At 38.3% G+C, this 17,874-nt stretch carries 15 protein-coding genes; 6 read left to right on the top strand and 9 right to left on the bottom strand.

The annotated features are described in order from the left end of the window. The first annotated feature begins 16 nt into the window (after window positions 1-16). Both MUW56_RS12545 and MUW56_RS12540 read left to right on the top strand, forming a co-directional pair. Window positions 17-994 (top strand): hypothetical protein, encoded by a 978-nt coding sequence (locus MUW56_RS12545; protein WP_292013519.1) that lies wholly within the window; start codon window positions 17-19, stop codon window positions 992-994. Between the two features lie 79 nt (window positions 995-1,073). Then, window positions 1,074-3,800: a hypothetical protein gene (locus MUW56_RS12540; RefSeq protein ID WP_292013518.1), complete on the top strand. Its 2,727-nt coding sequence runs from the start codon at window positions 1,074-1,076 to the stop codon at window positions 3,798-3,800. A gap of 68 nt (window positions 3,801-3,868) precedes the next feature. On the opposite strand, the gene MUW56_RS12535 is transcribed toward MUW56_RS12540, so the two are convergent. From MUW56_RS12535 to MUW56_RS12495, 9 genes are all read right to left on the bottom strand, one after another. Further along, the gene (locus tag MUW56_RS12535; RefSeq protein WP_292013517.1) at window positions 3,869-6,256 is read right to left on the bottom strand and encodes a reprolysin-like metallopeptidase; all 2,388 of its coding nucleotides are present in this window, start codon (window positions 6,254-6,256) and stop codon (window positions 3,869-3,871) included. Next, complete coding sequence (locus tag MUW56_RS12530; RefSeq protein ID WP_292013516.1) at window positions 6,195-6,686, bottom strand: low affinity iron permease family protein; 492 nt, start codon at window positions 6,684-6,686, stop codon at window positions 6,195-6,197. The genes MUW56_RS12535 and MUW56_RS12530 overlap by 62 nt, the downstream gene beginning before the upstream one ends. A gap of 195 nt (window positions 6,687-6,881) precedes the next feature. Further along, window positions 6,882-7,163, bottom strand: coding sequence for a hypothetical protein (locus MUW56_RS12525; RefSeq protein WP_292013515.1), 282 nt, complete (start codon window positions 7,161-7,163; stop codon window positions 6,882-6,884). 16 nt (window positions 7,164-7,179) lie between these two features. Next, entirely contained in the window at window positions 7,180-9,360 is a 2,181-nt protein-coding gene (locus tag MUW56_RS12520) for a TonB-dependent siderophore receptor (protein WP_292013514.1), read from the bottom strand. Between the two features lie 331 nt (window positions 9,361-9,691). Then, window positions 9,692-9,997, bottom strand: coding sequence for a 30S ribosomal protein S10 (rpsJ, locus tag MUW56_RS12515; RefSeq protein WP_002661363.1), 306 nt, complete (start codon window positions 9,995-9,997; stop codon window positions 9,692-9,694). A 16-nt stretch (window positions 9,998-10,013) separates the two neighbouring features. Further along, entirely contained in the window at window positions 10,014-12,131 is a 2,118-nt protein-coding gene (gene fusA, locus MUW56_RS12510) for an elongation factor G (RefSeq protein WP_292013513.1), read from the bottom strand. A gap of 6 nt (window positions 12,132-12,137) precedes the next feature. Then, a complete protein-coding gene (rpsG, locus tag MUW56_RS12505) occupies window positions 12,138-12,614 on the bottom strand; it encodes a 30S ribosomal protein S7 (protein WP_002983149.1) in 477 nt (158 codons plus the stop codon). Between the two features lie 23 nt (window positions 12,615-12,637). After that, the gene (rpsL, locus tag MUW56_RS12500; RefSeq protein ID WP_002983146.1) at window positions 12,638-13,051 is read right to left on the bottom strand and encodes a 30S ribosomal protein S12; all 414 of its coding nucleotides are present in this window, start codon (window positions 13,049-13,051) and stop codon (window positions 12,638-12,640) included. A 287-nt stretch (window positions 13,052-13,338) separates the two neighbouring features. After that, the gene (locus MUW56_RS12495) at window positions 13,339-14,925 is read right to left on the bottom strand and encodes a hypothetical protein (protein ID WP_292013512.1); all 1,587 of its coding nucleotides are present in this window, start codon (window positions 14,923-14,925) and stop codon (window positions 13,339-13,341) included. 203 nt (window positions 14,926-15,128) lie between these two features. On the opposite strand from MUW56_RS12495, the gene MUW56_RS12490 reads away from it, so the two are divergent. The 4 genes from MUW56_RS12490 to MUW56_RS12475 all read left to right on the top strand — a co-directional run bounded on the left by MUW56_RS12490 (window position 15,129) and on the right by MUW56_RS12475 (window position 17,848). Further along, window positions 15,129-15,605: a Dps family protein gene (locus MUW56_RS12490; RefSeq protein ID WP_292013511.1), complete on the top strand. Its 477-nt coding sequence runs from the start codon at window positions 15,129-15,131 to the stop codon at window positions 15,603-15,605. 95 nt (window positions 15,606-15,700) lie between these two features. Then, window positions 15,701-16,879, top strand: a complete 1,179-nt coding sequence (gene pncB, locus MUW56_RS12485) for a nicotinate phosphoribosyltransferase (RefSeq protein WP_292013510.1) — start codon at window positions 15,701-15,703, stop codon at window positions 16,877-16,879. Between the two features lie 126 nt (window positions 16,880-17,005). Next, a complete protein-coding gene (locus tag MUW56_RS12480; RefSeq protein ID WP_292013509.1) occupies window positions 17,006-17,476 on the top strand; it encodes a YciI family protein in 471 nt (156 codons plus the stop codon). A 135-nt stretch (window positions 17,477-17,611) separates the two neighbouring features. Continuing rightward, window positions 17,612-17,848: a hypothetical protein gene (locus MUW56_RS12475; RefSeq protein ID WP_292013508.1), complete on the top strand. Its 237-nt coding sequence runs from the start codon at window positions 17,612-17,614 to the stop codon at window positions 17,846-17,848. Window positions 17,849-17,874: the final 26 nt, after the last annotated feature.

The raw sequence follows: 17,874 nt of genomic DNA, 5'->3' as shown, positions 1-17,874 counted from the left end.
AGGGTGATTTACATCAATGAAACATTTAAAAATTTTATTTCTATTTCTGCTCTTTCTTATTGTATCATGCAACGGGAAAGAGAATCATCCTTATACTTTCTATTACTGGAAAACCAAACTGAAGCTTGACAATGAAGAAAAGAAGGCATTGGACAAAGCAACGGTTCCTTATTTGTACACCAGATTCTTTGATGTAGATAAAGTAAACGGAAAATTTCAGCCGGTAGCAGTGATTACCAAAGACCAGAGTTTTCAGACAGGCAAACAGATTGTTCCTATAGTTTTCATTACTAACCAGACATTGTTGGGCATTTCTGCAGAAGAGATTAAATTTCTGGCGGAAAGCATTCATCATTTAATTCAAAAGAAATCCGGGGAATATCAATTAAAAATCACGGATGAAATTCAGATCGACTGTGACTGGACAGCGGGCACAAGGGATGATTATTTTAAATTTTTAAAAGAACTCAAAAAGGTTTCTGCTAAAAAGATTAGCTGTACCCTGCGTCTTCATCAGGTGAAGGATAAAAAACAGACCGGAGTTCCTCCTGTTGAAAAAGTATACCTGATGTGTTACTCCACTTCTTCACCTTTGGAAAAATCTGACAAGAACTCCATTCTGGATACAGAGGTGTTGAAAAGCTACCTTTCAAAGATAGAGGACTATCCTATTCAAAAGATTGAAGTCGCACTGCCCATCTATTCATGGGGAATTGTTACCAATCACCTGAAGAAACATAAACTGATCAATGCATTGTCCAAAAAGGACTTGGAAAACCCCAGCTTTAAAAAGATTTCAGACAATGAAGCTGAGATCTTGAAAGATGGCTTCTACTTTGGAAGCTACTTAAATAAAGGCTTCAAAATAAAAGTTGAGGAGATCTCCAATGAACAGCTGCAAGACGTCATTGGCTTTCTTGAGAAAAAAATACCTCATTTTAATATTATCTATTATCAATTAGATAGTAAATTTGTGTTAAACCGAAAACTATAATCACTTCACTTATTAAGGCAAACTATTCGTTGCCGGTAAGATCTTAACTATTAATATTATAAAAAACACCATCCGACATATGAAAAAGTATATTCTTTCGCTCGCAGTCGTATCCCTTTTCTATACGAAATCTGATGCCTGCGCCTGGTCTGACCCCGACTATGAGTACTTCAACCTTTTCACTCAAAGTATCATAAAGGATAAATCTTATCTTCCTTTTCTGCATAGCTACTCTACCAGGTTCTATTCTGATTATAAACAGACCATGCTCCCGGATGACAACCTGGAGACCTGGAAAAAGTATTTTAATAACCAGCTTAACCATGCAGAAGCTTATGACCTTGTATATAAGGTAAGCATGAATGACCTCAATACACTCAAAAACGGTACGCCTGCCCACCCTCTTTTACAGAAACTTGGAACCGCATTCTATCAAAAGTACCGTGAGGGAATCGATTATTTAATTGAGGCAAAGTATCTGGAGCCCTATATGAGCATCAATTATATAGAAAGCGAAAATTCATTCTATTATGACCGGAATTCAAACCGGAAAAATGCTACCGCTCTGGATTATAATAAGACCATTGCTGCTCTGCATTCATTATACAACGCTGCCAGAAACCCTGAAATCAAACAGCGTTACGGATATCAGCTGGTACGTCTCAATCATTATACAAGAAATTACGATGCCGCATTACAGGCATTTAAGACCTATATAGAGCCTATCAGATTAAAAGGGACCGTTTATTTCATGGCCCTTGATCAAATGGCAGGGGCCCAAAGAGGATTGGATATGAAAAGTGATGCCAACTGGAACTTCTTCCAGGTATTCATGAACAGTAAAGACCGCAAGGAATCTGCTTTTGTTTCCATGAAACTTTCAGATACAGCCTCTTTCAGCAACATTATGAAAAGAGCCAATACGAATGAAGAAAAGAATATGGCTTATTTCCTTTTAGGCTATGAGGATTTTAATAATCCGATTCCGGTCATGGAAAAAATGTATGACATCAATCCTGACTCAGAGATTTTGAAAGTCATGGCAGTGAGAAGTATCAACGAACTGGAAAGAAGTTACCTTCCCATCTATTATTATACTGATGCCGCAGCAGGAAAAGGATCCGTTCAAAGAGGAAATACAGAGACAAAGGATCCTAAAGCAGTCCAAACGGATAAAGCCAATGCTGAAGTAAAGGAAGAAAAACTTTCTTTCTGGCAAAAGATTGTAAGATTTTTCAAAAACCTTTTCGGAGGATCTAAAGCTGAAAAAACCGGTAATGCTGCCAAAGCTGACCAAAGCGATGATGAACTTTTCAGCAATCCTGACAGAATTCCTTTTTACACGAGAACCGGCTACTGGTATGATGAAAAAACACAGGACTATTTAGATGACCTGGAAAAGTTCACAGAGAAAACAAAAGAAAAATCCAAGGATGAATACTGGCAGATTGCAGATGCTTATTTAAAGTTTTTGAAAAAAGACTACAAGGCAAGTTCTGAAATCCTGAATGATATCAAAACCACCAACCCCGAGTATCTGGAAGAGATCAAAAGAATGAAAGTCCTGAACGATATTGTATCCCAGCCTAAAATTGATGCGGCATACGAAGATCATTTAATGAAAGACTATCCTGAATATTTCGTAGAGAAAAAGGTTGAAAAAGACACGGCTAATACCAATGATTATGATTATTACGGTGATACCCCTTCTACTTCTGACTTCCTTAGGGATGTTCTTGCCAACCGTTATTTCCTTCAGGGAGAAGACGGAAAATCATTCCTGATGAACAACAAGCTGTCTGACCTTCAGTACAATCCTAACTCAAGCCTTGTAAAAAGCGTAGAAGATTTTTACAGAAAGCCTAACAAAACTCAGTTTGAGCAGCAGATCATTGCCAAGAATCTTGATAGTGTAGGAAACATTGATGCTTTTTTCAATACAATTTACGGAGACAGAGCCATGAGACAGGCCGATTTTGAAAAAGCCAAATCTTATTATAAAAAAGCACAGAGCTTTGCCGGTATTCCAAGGCTGAATTATGACTGGTCTGAAAAAGAGGGTCAGAAAATCACTACGAAACAGTATGCTTCTTCCGAATACAATGGTTTTAACAATATTTCCAGTCTTGTTTTCGGCCATAATGTTTGGGAAAGCTTCGAAAGCCCGGATACTGAAAGTATGAAGGCTGAAAATTATTCGGATTTCCCATTCATCAAAAACAATATGAATAAACTGGAGCTGACTGACATTTTGATCCAGCTTAAAAAGATCGGAAGCGGAACCGGTGAGAAAGCAGCCCAAGCCAATCAGCTTATTGGAAACCTGCTCTACAATACTTCTATTTTAGGATATTACCGCCAGCTGTTTGTAATGGATGTGGATAACAGCAACGGAGGAAAGTATAACTTCTGGAATACGGACCGCAAAAATCCTTATACGTATTATTATAAAAACTTCCTGGATACTTCCTATATTGAGCCGGACAATTTTGACCTGGCGATCAACTATTATCAACAAGCCCTTAAGCTTTCAAACAACAAGGAAGAAAAGGCCAGAATCCTTTTCCAAATGGCCAGTGCCGAACAAGGTAAATATTACCAATATGAAGCGAAAAGCCAGGTTGACTATGACTATTCCGATGCTAAATGGTCTGAAAAACAAGATGCTCATCAGAAAGAGCTGGACCATACGAAAAATCAAAAGTACAGAACTTATTTCGCACTATTGAAAACCCAGTATTCGGATACTGAAACAGCAAAGAATCTTATGGGAAGCTGTACCTATTTCAATTATTTTATGAGATAACAATCTCTTCAATGCATAAAAAAACCTCTGAGTCTTCAGAGGTTTTTTATTTTGTACCGTGCTTGGAATTATTTTTTCACAAACTTGGTTTTAATGTTTTCTCCATTATTACTGATTGTGATGAAGTACACTCCTTTCATCAGGCCTCTCACATCAATTTTACCATCACCGATTATTCCTTTTGAGATCAACTGTCCCGGAGCATTAAAGATTTCATAGGCTGATTTTGCAGCAATATGCGTCACATTCAATACATCGTCCACAGGATTTGGATAGATCTGAACAGATTTCAGATTTTCGGCTTCAGATACGGCTAATACGCCTGCCACTACGATATTTTTCACTGCATAGAATACATTTCCAATTGCGGAGACTCTCAGGTGAATATTTTTACCGGCCAACGAGGCAGGAATGTAAACACTTGCTGTTCCGCTGTTAGGAACTGATGCCGCCAGGACATGCCAGGCTGCTCCGTTATCATATGTATAATCGATCTTCACGTCCGATACGTTGTATGGGGGCGCTGTGGTTCCTGAGACCGTCCATGTAATTTCTGAAGTTGTATTTGGGGTAAGAGACGCTGTATCTACGGTAAATGCGGCAGCAGATCCCACAATAATAGTCTGATCAGCATAAGCAGTCTGGGCTTGCCCGGGCCTGTTATCCCTTACGGTTACCCGGAAATTGGTAGTTCTTGCGACAGTACTTGCCGCTTCAAAATCTTCAGCATTCTTTACAGCTCCTCCTAAGACCGTAGAAAGTTTAGGGAAGTATCTTGTAGGACTTGTTGCTGGAGCCCAGGATCTGAAATTGGCTCCCGAAGTTGTATTCCCGATATTGGATTTTGTTATCCCGCTGTAGATACTGCTTGGATTGACCTGTTCCCATGAATATGTCAGCACATCTCCATCCGGATCGGTGGCATTGGCAGTAAGCACAAATGCTGTACTTTTCGGAATGGTATATGTCGTAGGCATCGCCGTTACCACAGGAGGATTATTGGTAATGGCAGTAATGGTTCCGCAATTGGCTCTTGCACCTGTCAGAAGGTTAGCCTGTACCTGATCAATACTCACTGAATGGAAAAACAGATCGGAATGTTTCTGTACATCCGTCGATGCTCCGGTAATCCCGGCATACCCCATTATCGTGGATCCTGAGCCCGGTTCTACTTTTGTACCGGATCCTGCATCATCGTTATAGCTGTAGGTATGGGTATTTCCCAGCTGATGCCCCATCTCATGAGCTACAAAATCAATATCAAAACTATCTCCGCTTGGAGGCAGCTGGGCAGTACTGCTGCTGTTCCAGGTACCCCCGGCATAGTAATCTACTCCCGGCGAGGTAATTCCTGAGCCTTTATAGCTGAAGTTGGCACCGCCGCCTACACTCAGGCTATTATTACAAACACAGCCTATACAGCCTGCATTTCCTCCGCCTCCACTTGCTCCGAACAAGTGGCCGATATCAAAATCCGCATCAGTAACGCCATACATTCCTCCGTGCAGGGTATTCATTAATTGAGTGTTCCAGGCTGATGGCGGAAAATAAAGATTCATCACTTTACTATAAGGGTCATTATCCGGATCTGCAAATATGATCTGTGTATTATTAATCATATTGACATGAACATTGAACTCCTGTTCAAACACCCCGTTCACTCTGGTTAAGGTGGCGTTGATTTGGGCCATGGCTCCCGGAAGTCCTCCAAAAAACCGGGTGTATTCTCCCGTGGTTGATAGTGCTAATCTTAATGTCTGAAATTTCTGATGGCTGCTTTTTCTGGTAAATGCTGTTTGATCAGAATAATTTTGAAGTTCTTTCATCTGGCCTACCGCCTCCTTTCCTTCGTTGGTGCTGCACACGAAGGCGTGTCCGCTTCTGTTCGTTTTTCCATGTACCGAATAAAAGGGTTTATCGCCGGCTGCAGATTCAATAAATTCGTATTTCCCTTCACTTCCAATGACCATGGACTGGAAATCATCAGGAGCCACACTGAATCTGATATATTTGGAAGGATCATCAATACCTACTCCTACATAAGATCCCAGCTGATATTGCTCTGCCAGCGCTTCATCCATTACAGGAAAACTATGTATGGCAAATCTTTCAACCCTTCCTTCCAGGGTAGGAATCCTGATCGTAATTGCAGAACCTTCGCCCAGTTTTGAAGTTCTCATGAGCTGGGCTCTTATCTGATCAATATCGAGCTTATAATAAACCGAATGTTCTCTTTTCCCGGCGATGTCTTTTTTAGGGACGCTCTTACTCCATTGTGCGCTTAGTAGTACCGGTAAAAAAGCCAATGGTAAACATAATAATTTCATTTTCATATCGTATATTTTGTACAACAAGGTCACTCCTATTGAAGAGATCCATAAAAATGTAACCCCGTTATTCTTTTTTCTGTTCCTGTTTTTGCAGCCATTCTTCATGCTTTCTTTTGAAGAACTCATGTTTGTAATCCTGATTCCTCTGAGCGGCATCAATAGAATGGGAAGTATGGATATCCGCATCTTTTTTAGCAAACTGAGCCAGATTTTCATAATAGCAGTGAATCTGATCGAGTTCTTTTTCCGTAAGCTCTTCAATATCAACAATCCTGTTACTCGCTTTCTCATGAGCGGCAATAAGCTCATTCAGTTTTATCTGAATGGCTTTTGAATCCTTATTCTGAGCTTTCTGAATAAGAAATACCATTAAGAAAGTAATGATTGTTGTTCCTGTATTGATCACAAGCTGCCATGTTTCTGAATAATGAAAAAAAGGTCCTGTTACAGCCCAAATCACTACAAGCAACATCGCTCCGACAAAAGCAACCGGACTTCCGGTAAATTTTACGGCCTCATTTGAAAATTTTTCAAAAAAATTATTATTATGTCCCATATTAAAGTTCTTTTATATTAATTAAATGTATAAAATTAACCTGAATCGGGGGTAAGAAAATCAACATTACGAGAAGCAAAGACTGAAAAGAAATAGGGCTTCCAGCTTTTACTTGGTAAAAAAAACATTAAGACAGGTATGCTGTCTTAATGTTCCTTAATTCAATTCAATTGGATATGAATGACTCTCTGTATGTTATAATTCTTTAAATTCCTCTGAAAAACGTTTTTCTAACTCTTGCTTTTCTTCAAAAATCATACTCTTTCCGAACTTCACCGGTTTAGCCGTATGCCAGTAATACATACTATTCCAAGGAGAGGTATTCCCCCACAGGTACATATTCTTAGGATTAGTATAGTTTCTTTCCAATGTTTCTCTGGCTGCTTTCAGCTCTTCTTCTGATAGATTGTCTTCAGAACATGAAGCAATACCCGCTCCTGCAACAAGTGATAAGAATATTATTTTTATATTTTTCATAATATCGTTTTTCAGATTAGAACTTGTAGTTTAACTGTACCGCAAAGTTTCGGGGCTGGATCTGATCAATATATCCTCCTCTGAAATAAGAGTTGTACCCTACTGCATTAAAGATATTATTGAAGAAAACCCTTAGTCCGATACCATTTTGGAAAGAATATCCTGCCTGAGCATCTACGGTAGTATAGTCCGGCATATTGAATGGTTTTTCACCAGGCTGTGTCCCGTTAACATGTCCATTGTCCAATACCACTTCCTGTTTGTAATCATCTACAGGTCTTTGCCCTACATAATAGATTCCTGCCCCGATATCAAACCCATTAAGAGCCCCGCTGTTAAATTTATAGTTAAGCCATGCATTCGCTGAATGTTTAGGAGTATTGATAGGCGCTGAACCGTCAACAAACGAAGGGCTGTCTTTATATTGAGCGTCTACGTAGGCCCAGCCCGTCATCACCTGAAGGTTGGGAAGAATCTTTCCTATTAATTCAACTTCCATCCCTTTTCTTTTCAATTCCCCGGCTAAAGCGTATACTCCAAGCCCCTGTCCGTTATTTTCGAGAACTTCATAGGATAAGTTATCAGTATTGATCGTAAAGAAAGTTACATTAAACCTGAGTCGTTCATTCAGCCAGTCAGATTTGATTCCGGCTTCCCATTGTTTAGTGGTAGAAGCTCCTACAGTACCTCCTCCAGCTAAAGGATTGTTTGCACTTCTTAAAGAAGTCGTACTTGTATAGGAACCAAAAATATTCATATTTTCAATAGGGGATACCATAACTCCTAATGAAGGATTCCATGCATAGTCCGTATTTTTATCTGAACCGTTCAATCTGCTGTAACGAATTCCTAAGTGAGCTTTAAGGTATTTATTGAATGTAATGACATCCTGTGCCATCAATCCGATAGTTGGATTTACCGCATTCACAGGCTGATTTTTACTCATGGTAAAATTATGTCTGTCAACAGTAGACGGAAGCATATTATTGATTTCTTCCAGCACATTGATGCGGTCTACTTTTTTGGCATCATAAGAGGTAGTCGTAACATTGGATTCTTTCCAGTCAAATCCTACCTGGAACGTATGCTTCATAAAGCCTGTCATCACATCTGTTCCTATAAAATCGAACTGAAATACTTTATTTAAATCTTCTCTGTCTGATCTTGTAAGGGTTCTGTCGCGGTATTCATTCGGATTTTTACGGTCAACCGGAGCCAGGGCAGCACCTATGGTTTCAGACTGGAAAGATGAGCTCATAAAAGCAGCTCTTACTTTCAAATTCTTGGTAAGCTTTCTTGTTGCCGTAGTTGAAAAATTGAAGGTTTCAGTCTTGGCATTGTCTGTTGAGAATCCAAGAAACTTTCTACCCGGCATTCTATAGATGGCTTCAGTATCTCCTTTTGCAAGATTGACTGTTCCCCGGTCCGGCGTAGTATTATTATTCATATAATCCATTTCAACTACGATTTCCGTTTTATCATCCGGACGAATTGCGATGGATGGATTTACATAAATACGGTCTGTATTGATAAATCTTCTAAAACTGTTGCTGTTTTGGTAGGCGGCATTGAATCTCACGGCAATCTTACCCTGTGAATCCAGTACTCTCTGGAAATCTACCGTGGGTCTGTAAAAATCCCAGCTTCCGTATCTGAAACCTACATGAGTCTGATTAATGAACTTAGGCACCTTAGTCACCACATTGATCACTCCCCCTGCAGATCCTAATCCATCACCGATCCCCTGTGTAACAGCAGCAGATCCTTTAATCACCTGAATACTTTCTATACCCTGCATATCAGTTAGCATAGCTGCTGTACGGAAATCTGAGTCCATCTGAACTCCATTCTTCAAAACAGGAACACCTCTGTATCCTCTGATAGACATACTTTCTCTGGTACCTCCATAACTTCCAAATTGAGTAACTCCAGGAACATTTTTAGCGACATCCGTTACCGTTAAACCTCCCAAATCTTCAATTACTTTATAAGAAATTACTGAAATACTCTGGATCTGGTCTCTGGTTTTCAAAGGCAGTCTTGTAATTGCTTCAAGACCTTCCTGCGGTTTCTTTCTTTCACCGAATAATTCTACTTCATCAATCTCTTTTGACTTTTTAATAGAATCGTTTACTTTTTGTGCGTTGACAAAAACCCCGCCTAGAACAAGCAGAGAACAGGATAGTACTTTATTCATCTGATAATTTTTTGCAAATTTATTGTTTTTATTAATTCTAAATAAACAAAATAAGCTGACATATGTCACCCTGGAAAGACTAACCAATATCAAATCATCAACAACTGCAGACCTGGCAGTAAAATACTCCATCAGATCTATCCTATGATTAATGGGAATAGCCCCGGGATGTTTTATGGCTATCAAAAGTCAAATTAAAAAAAAGCCATTCCGCTGATCTTCAACTTACTTTCTAAGGTGCCTGTTTAGGCTGCACCGCTCAACTATTTCCATAAAAAAATCCGTCCCTAAAAAGGAACGGATTCTATAATCATTGCAAAGTATGCAGTTATCACACTTTAATTTCAACGTCTACACCGCTTGGTAACTCTAACTTCATTAGAGCATCAACCGTTTTAGAAGAAGAAGAGTAGATATCCATCAGTCTCTTGTGAGCTGAAAGTTGGAATTGCTCTCTTGCTTTCTTGTTTACGTGCGGAGATCTCAACACTGTGAAGATTCTCTTATTCGTTGGCAATGGAATGGGTCCGTTTACAACAGCACCAGTAGCCTTTACCGTTTTTACGATTTTCTCAGCAGACTTGTCTACCAAGTTGTAATCGTAAGATTTTAGTTTTATTCTGATTCTTTGTGACATTTCTTTAATTTAAAAATTAACCTTTTGCTTTAGCTATGATTTCTTCAGCAACGTTTTGTGGAGTAGCTTGGTACTTCTCTAATTCCATAGAAGAAGTAGCTCTTCCTGATGAAAGTGTTCTTAGAGTAGTTACATATCCAAACATTTCAGAAAGTGGAACAGAACCTTTGATTACAACAGCTCCGTTTTTCTCTTCCTGACCACTGATTGTACCTCTTCTCTTGTTAAGGTCACCAATGATGTTACCCATATATTCTTCCGGAGTTACAACTTCCAGTTTCATAATAGGCTCCATAATTACCGGCTTAGCAGCACGTCCCGCTTCTTTAAATCCTAATTTAGCAGCCATTTCAAAGGAAAGAGCATCAGAATCCACCGCGTGGAAAGATCCGTCTTTAAGAACAACTTTAATACCTTCAACTTCGAAACCAGCCAAAGGACCGTTCTTCATTGCAGCTTTAAAGCCTTTTTCAATAGCAGGAACAAATTCTCTTGGAACGTTACCACCTTTGATCTCATTGATGAATTCTAAACCAATTTTACCTTCGTCTGCAGGTCCTAATTCAAATACAATATCAGCAAATTTACCTTTACCTCCAGATTGCTTTTTGTAAACTTCTCTGTGGCTGGCAACTTTTGTTAAGTTTTCTTTGTACTCTACCTGAGGTTGTCCTTGGTTTACTTCAACTTTGAATTCTCTCTTCATACGGTCTACAATGATATCCAAGTGAAGCTCACCCATACCAGAGATAATCGTTTGTCCAGAAGCTTCGTCAGTTCTAACCGTAAACGTTGGATCTTCTTCAGCCAATTTAGCTAATGCATTACCCATTTTATCCTGGTCAGCTTTAGTTTTAGGCTCAACAGCGATACCAATTACCGGATCAGGGAAAACCATCGATTCTAGAACGATTGGGTTTTTCTCGTCACACATTGTATCACCAGTTTTGATAGATTTGAATCCTACCGCTGCACCAATATCACCTGCTTCAATATATTCTACAGGATTTTGCTTGTTAGCGTGCATCTGATAGATTCTAGAGATTCTTTCCTTATCTCCTGAACGGGTGTTCAAGATGTAAGAACCCGCATCTAATCTTCCAGAGTATGCTCTGAAGAATGCTAATCTTCCAACGAACGGGTCAGTAGCAATCTTGAATGCTAAAGCCGAGAAAGGCTCGTTTACGTCTGGTTTTCTTGTAATTTCAGCGTCTGTTCTTGGGTCAGTACCTTTGATATCATCTTTATCCAATGGAGAAGGCAGGTATTTACATACTGCATCCAACATAAACTGTACTCCTTTATTCTTGAATGAAGAACCACAAGTCATTGGGATAATAGATAAATCGATAGTAGCTTTTCTAAGAGCTTCGTTGATTTCGTCTTCAGAGATTGAATCCGGATCTTCGAAGAACTTCTCCATCAAAGTATCATCGTAGTCAGCAACTGCTTCTACTAATTTCTCTCTATATTCAAGAACCTCATCTTTCATGTCATCAGGAATTGGCACTACTTCGAAAGTAGCTCCCTGTCCTGCTTCATCCCAGATAATCGCTCTGTTTTTAATTAAGTCAACAACACCTTTGAAATCTTCTTCAGCACCGATTGGTAAAACGATTGGAACCGCGTTAGATCCTAACATCTCTTTAACCTGGTTTACCACGTTAAGGAAGTCAGCACCTTGTCTGTCCATTTTGTTTACGAATCCCATTCTCGCAACTTTGTAGTTGTCAGCAAGTCTCCAGTTTGTTTCAGACTGAGGCTCTACTCCATCTACTGCAGAGAATAAGAATACCAATCCATCCAATACTCTTAAAGATCTGTTTACTTCTACAGTGAAGTCAACGTGTCCCGGTGTATCGATGATGTTGAAGTGATAAGGTTTAGTTTCAGGTAAAGCTTTTCCTTGATCCGTTGGAAAGTTCCAAGAACAAGTAGTTGCAGCAGAAGTAATAGTAATACCTCTTTCTGCTTCCTGCTCCATCCAGTCCATTGTAGAAGCTCCATCGTGAACTTCTCCAATTTTGTGGTTTACCCCTGTATAGAATAAAATCCTTTCTGTAGTAGTAGTTTTACCAGCATCAATGTGAGCGGCAATACCAATATTTCTTGTGAATTTAAGATCTCTTCCCATTTCAGATTAGAATTTGAAGTGTGAGAAAGCCTTGTTAGCTTCCGCCATTTTGTGAGTATCCGTTTTCTTTTTGAAAGCAGCACCTTCTTCTCTTGAAGCCGCTACAACTTCATTAGCTAATTTCAAAGCCATAGACTTATCATTTCTAGCTTTAGAATATTTGATTAACCATTTCATTGCCATAGAAATTTTTCTATCAGCTCTGATTGGCATAGGGATTTGGAAGTTAGCTCCACCTACTCTTCTAGAACGTACTTCTACGTGAGGCATTACATTAGTAAGTGCATCTTTCCAGATTTCAAGTGCAGTTTTTTCGTTATCTCCTTTTTTAGTTTCTACGATATCTAATGCATCATAGAAAATTTTGAATGCGATAGACTTTTTACCGTCTAGCATTAGGTTATTAACAAATCTAGTTACCAATTGATCATTAAATTTCGGATCTGGTAACAACGGTCTTTTTTTCGCTTTTGTCTTTCTCATTGTTTCTGTACCTTATTTAATGATTATTTTTTCTTTCCTTTTGCTGGTGCAGCAGCTGCCTGACCTGGTTTTGGTCTCTTAGCTCCATACTTAGATCTTCTCTGTGTTCTTCCATTTACACCTGCAGTGTCTAATGCACCTCTTACGATGTGGTAACGTACTCCCGGTAGGTCTTTCACCCTTCCGCCTCTTACCAATACTATCGAGTGCTCTTGAAGATTATGTCCTTCGCCCGGGATGTAGGCGTTAACTTCTTTACCGTTAGAAAGTCTTACCCTTGCCACTTTTCTAAGTGCAGAGTTAGGTTTCTTAGGTGTAGTAGTATATACTCTCGTACATACACCACGTCTTTGTGGACAAGAATCAAGGGCAGCCGATTTGCTCTTCTTGGCAAGCGTGGCTCTTCCTTTTCTTACTAATTGTTGAATAGTAGGCATTTAATTGCTTTTTATTTTAGGGTGCAAAAATAATAATATTTTTTTAATTGACAAGCAGTTATGTATTTTATTTGTATCAAAAAAAATAAAATATGGTTTCAAAGGGCCCTTATTCTTTTTCCTCTCCTCTATTACAACATGGACTCTTAAAAGAGCTGTACTTATGCTCACAGGATCAATTTCCTTGTCATTTTCCTGGCTTTGGATGCAAAGCTAAAAAACAAGCCCGCAGGATTTATTAACAAATTGTTATTTATTCTTTAAAAATATAAAACAGGGCGCTCCATCTACTCTATTATTTTGACTTTAATATTTTGGGTCCATTTAAAAGCTTTTATATTTTGCTTTAGGGATTGATGAATTTCAGGATTGATTGAATAAATGAACAAATGTTTTTCACCTAACACCACATTTTTCCCTCCTATTTCCAGATAAGCCACTTTTTTCCAGTTTTTCGGAGTATGCCCATCCAGCCATTCTTCATAAGCTATAGCCAGCTGATAGTTGTTTTTAGCGGTATACTGTGTCAGAAATTCTTCAAATTCTTGATCAGGCTTTTTATCCTTTAATCTAAAATACACCATCTCTTTAGATCCCAATCCCATAAAATCCAGCAAATGGATATCTGTAAAATAACAGATCGCTCCAATATCATTAGCCACTACGTTAGATGTATTATAGTATTTCTTTAAAAATCTGGCAGACTGTATCTGCTGTTCATATATATTGGCACTGCCGTTTGTAATCACCATATGTGCATATCCGCATTTATAGATCAGCAGTAATAGATTTGCGATGACCAGTAAGCCTGTTATTTTTTCTGTTTTGAAAGCCTGTAATGGTTGGGTGACAAAAAGTTTTAACCTTGGAATAAGAATCATTGCAAAAGCGACTAAAAGATAAGCTTCGTATCTGAATACCCCTTTTATTTCACCGAAAAGACAATGCAGGACAAGGGTAAAGCACCAGGTTATTATCAGAAAGTTATTCCTCATAACCTTTTGAAAGTTTAATTTCTTTCTGTAATCCTTGTAGATTAAAATGATACTGATCAGCAGAGGAAACAAGCCTATTTTATAGAAGCTGATATTGATGATCAGTTTTTTTAATACAATGTTAATTACCTGTGCAGGCACATTTCCCGAGAAATCCAGAAGAGTTCCTTTTATAACCACTGAGTTTGGAAAAAAGTATCCACTTTTAGGATAATTGAAAATCCCGAAAAGAAGGATCGGAACAAAACCAAACAAAAGGACAAGAATAGAACGTTTAAACTGTCCTGTCAAAGTAAAAACAAAAGCAAGAGATACAAAATAAAACATGCTTTCAAACCTGATCAGCCCTAATAACATCAGACTACTGTAAAATGCATAAGAAAAAAGTCTGTCCTTGAAATTACTGCTCCGCCATTTTTGAAAACAATATATAGTAACGGCAACCATCAGCACCTGTAAGACATGCTCCATCCCGGTTACAATCTGTACATGGATTACAGCAAAGAAAAGGGTAAACAGGCTGGCGAGAACTATATGTTTATTCTGATTAAAAAACAGCAGATAGTATTTATTGAGGAATACCATAAGCACTCCTGCAGAAACGATATTAAAAATCAAGGGTAACAGAGTATGATTTCCAAAAACAGAGATCAGAACACTTAAAATAAAGGTAAACACCGGAGATGAAGAGGAAGATGAAAAAGCATAAGGAGTCATTCCCCATACTCCATGAACCGCAAAATTTTTAGCCATTGCCAAATGAATATAAGCATCATCCAATAGATAGGTAAAATAATTCCCGGTGGTGGACAGCATGATCAGGATATAGATAAAACATATCCCGAAAAATACCGATGCTGTGATCAAAAAATTTTTCATCTTATGCAATATTAATACTTCCAAACTATTTTAAAAAATTTTCTTATAGTTATCATCTATTAACAATCAGGGTAATTCGGCACAATATTTTCTAACTTTGCAACACATCCAAAATGATAACTGCCATTAACAAAATCTTCTGGCCAACAAGCACAGTAAAGATGGCAAATAACACACGACCTTAGAAAAATAAATATAAACATATGAAAAACGCTAGTATTATAGGCCTTAAAGAGGCCGACTGCAAAAAAATAGCAGACAAACTGAATGTACTTTTAGCCAACTATTCTGTATTTTATCAGAACACCAGAGGCTCTCACTGGAACATCAAAGGAGATCAGTTTTTCACCCTTCACCCGAAGTTTGAAGAATTGTACAACAGCCTTGTTTTAAAAATTGATGAGATTGCAGAAAGAATCCTGACGCTGGGAGCTACTCCTGCGCACAATTACTCTGATTATTTAAAGGTAGCAACGATTAAAGAAAGCAAAGAAGTAACTGACGGCACTAAAAGTGTTGAACAAATCCTAAGTTCGTTAAAAGTGGTCATTGATCTTCAGAGAGAACTTTTAGAGATTACCGATGCTGCAGGTGACGAAGGTACAAACTCCCAAATGAGCGATTATATCACAGAACAGGAAAAAGAAGTTTGGATGTATAACTCTTATCTTGGAAAATAACTCAATAAAAGCATTGAAATATTTCAAAAAAATCGCCTTACATTTAGGCGATTTTTATTTTTATTTCCTATATTTGCGTTAAAATTACACATATTATGAGTGACGTAAGATTGAACTCTATTCTGGATAATGATTTTTATAAAATAACCATGCAGAATGCAGTGGTGAAACTATTCCCCAGTTCTATTGTAAAATATGAATTTATCAACAGGGGAAAACACCACTTTCCGGAAGGCTTTGACGTTGCATTGAGAGAAGCGGTCAATAAGATGGCAGAGCTCAAACTTACCAAAGACGAAAAAAAGTTCATGGCAAGAACCTGCCCCTATATCGACCTTCCGTATCTGGATTTTTTAGAAGGCTATCATTATGATCCGTCTGAAGTAAAGATTCATCAGGAGGGAGGAGATCTTTCTGTCATTGTTGAAGGTCTTTGGTACAGAACAATTCTTTGGGAAGTTCCTTTATTGTCATTGATCAGTGAGCTTCATTACGAGATGAACCATATGGAACGGGATTCCAACGAAGTCGTCATGAGAAAAACCATTGAGAAGGCAGATTCATTGGGCAGGCTTGGGGTCACCTTTGCAGAGTTCGGAACAAGAAGAAGGCATTCTTATAAAGTACAGAATCTGGTGATGGAAGCTTTAACCCAGAAAAAGGATTCCACCTTTATAGGAAGTTCAAATGTTCATTTTGCCATGAAATATGGGGTAAAACCAATCGGGACACATGCTCACGAATGGTTTATGTTCCACGCTGCAGAGTATGGCTTCAAAATGGCCAATGAATTGGCGCTGGAACATTGGGTGGATGTATACAGAGGTGACCTGGGAGTGGCTCTTTCCGATACGTATACCACGGATGTCTTCTTCCAGCAGTTTGATAAGAAATTCGCCAAGCTTTTTGACGGTGTCCGTCATGACAGCGGTGACGCTCTAGAATTTGCGGATAAAACAATTGCCCATTATCAAAAGAATGGCATCAATCCTATGTTCAAATACATTATTTTCTCTGATGCCCTGAATCTTGAAAAAGTAGAAGAAATCACCAATTACTGCAGAGGAAAAATAGGAATTTCTTTTGGGATAGGAACCAATCTTACGAACGATGTAGGATTGAAGCCAATGAATATCGTTATGAAACTGATCGGTGTACAGGCACCTAATAAAGAATGGATTCCTACAGTAAAACTTTCTGATGAACATGGCAAATATACCGGTGATCCTAAAATGATCGAGCTTGCGAAAGAATTTTTAAGAATTAAAGATTAGTAACCTCATCAGAACAATTAGATATAACCTCGTATCCATCGAGGTTTTTTTTGTATCATATCATCATTTGAAATTCAGTTTTCAGAAATCTATAAGGTTTTATTATATTTATCAAAATAAAACAAGATGAAATCAAGAATATTATTAACCGCATGTCTCCTCATATCAGCACTGTCCTTTGCTCAGGAAAAGAAAGCAGAAAAACCTAAATATAATCAGGAGTTGGCAACTTCTTTAGGAGCAGATCAATATGGCATGAAACCTTATACGATTGTCATGCTGACAACCGGTTTTGTTAAGATTGAAGACAAAGCCAAAATGGGCGAACTTATGAAAGGGCATATGGGAAATATTCAAAAGCTGGCTGATGAGGGTAAAATTATTGTAGCAGGTCCTTTTCTGGAGAAAAATAAAGAAAACTACCGCGGTATGTTTATTTTCAATACAAAATCCAAAGAAGAAGCTGAGCAATGGGTAAAGACTGATCCTGCGGTTCAGGCCGGTATTTTCAGTTATGAAATTTTTCCATGGTACGGATCGGCGGCTTTACCTTTGTATTTAAAACATCATAAGGAGATTTCTAAAGAAAATCCCTGATAAGAATATTTTCGGAATTTTTTTAAAATAATATTCAGACAAATCACTATATAACGATATAGTGATTTGTTTTTTTAGTATATTAGACATTCATTTTCAACACCATACAATTAAAACTTATAAAAATTTAATTCCATGAAAAAAATGAACGTATCAAAACTTTCGAGAACAGAACTGAAAGATGTATTCGGCGGGTATTTATATCCGGCAGAATGTCCCGGAGGATGCCATGGTGAAGCTATGATCAGATGTCCTGACGGCACCACCACAATGACTAATTTTATATGCATGGGGGGAAGCTGCCAACCGGCAGCAATGTGCAAACCATTGGTTCTTGAACCTTTTCCAGATCCGATTATAATCACCCCATAACCTGATCAACAACAAATAAAGTGAGC

It is taken from the genome of Chryseobacterium sp., assembly GCF_022869225.1.
In the GTDB taxonomy this organism is placed as follows: domain Bacteria; phylum Bacteroidota; class Bacteroidia; order Flavobacteriales; family Weeksellaceae; genus Chryseobacterium.
The sequence above is the reverse complement of the archived record's forward strand: the minus strand, read 5'-3'. Positions and strand labels throughout refer to the sequence as shown.

What these genes read in the sequence shown, in the direction of transcription:
- rpsG (WP_002983149.1), bottom strand. Translation starts at nt 12,614, where the DNA reads ATGAGAAAGACAAAAGCGAAAAAAAGACCGTTGTTACCAGATCCGAAA.
- MUW56_RS12535 (WP_292013517.1), bottom strand. Translation starts at nt 6,256, where the DNA reads ATGAGTTCTTCAAAAGAAAGCATGAAGAATGGCTGCAAAAACAGGAAC.
- MUW56_RS12490 (WP_292013511.1), top strand. Translation starts at nt 15,129, where the DNA reads ATGAAAAACGCTAGTATTATAGGCCTTAAAGAGGCCGACTGCAAAAAA.
- fusA (WP_292013513.1), bottom strand. Translation starts at nt 12,131, where the DNA reads ATGGGAAGAGATCTTAAATTCACAAGAAATATTGGTATTGCCGCTCAC.
- MUW56_RS12525 (WP_292013515.1), bottom strand. Translation starts at nt 7,163, where the DNA reads ATGAAAAATATAAAAATAATATTCTTATCACTTGTTGCAGGAGCGGGT.
- pncB (WP_292013510.1), top strand. Translation starts at nt 15,701, where the DNA reads ATGAGTGACGTAAGATTGAACTCTATTCTGGATAATGATTTTTATAAA.
- rpsJ (WP_002661363.1), bottom strand. Translation starts at nt 9,997, where the DNA reads ATGTCACAAAGAATCAGAATAAAACTAAAATCTTACGATTACAACTTG.
- MUW56_RS12545 (WP_292013519.1), top strand. Translation starts at nt 17, where the DNA reads ATGAAACATTTAAAAATTTTATTTCTATTTCTGCTCTTTCTTATTGTA.
- MUW56_RS12520 (WP_292013514.1), bottom strand. Translation starts at nt 9,360, where the DNA reads ATGAATAAAGTACTATCCTGTTCTCTGCTTGTTCTAGGCGGGGTTTTT.
- MUW56_RS12530 (WP_292013516.1), bottom strand. Translation starts at nt 6,686, where the DNA reads ATGGGACATAATAATAATTTTTTTGAAAAATTTTCAAATGAGGCCGTA.
- MUW56_RS12540 (WP_292013518.1), top strand. Translation starts at nt 1,074, where the DNA reads ATGAAAAAGTATATTCTTTCGCTCGCAGTCGTATCCCTTTTCTATACG.
- MUW56_RS12495 (WP_292013512.1), bottom strand. Translation starts at nt 14,925, where the DNA reads ATGAAAAATTTTTTGATCACAGCATCGGTATTTTTCGGGATATGTTTT.
- MUW56_RS12480 (WP_292013509.1), top strand. Translation starts at nt 17,006, where the DNA reads ATGAAATCAAGAATATTATTAACCGCATGTCTCCTCATATCAGCACTG.
- rpsL (WP_002983146.1), bottom strand. Translation starts at nt 13,051, where the DNA reads ATGCCTACTATTCAACAATTAGTAAGAAAAGGAAGAGCCACGCTTGCC.
- MUW56_RS12475 (WP_292013508.1), top strand. Translation starts at nt 17,612, where the DNA reads ATGAAAAAAATGAACGTATCAAAACTTTCGAGAACAGAACTGAAAGAT.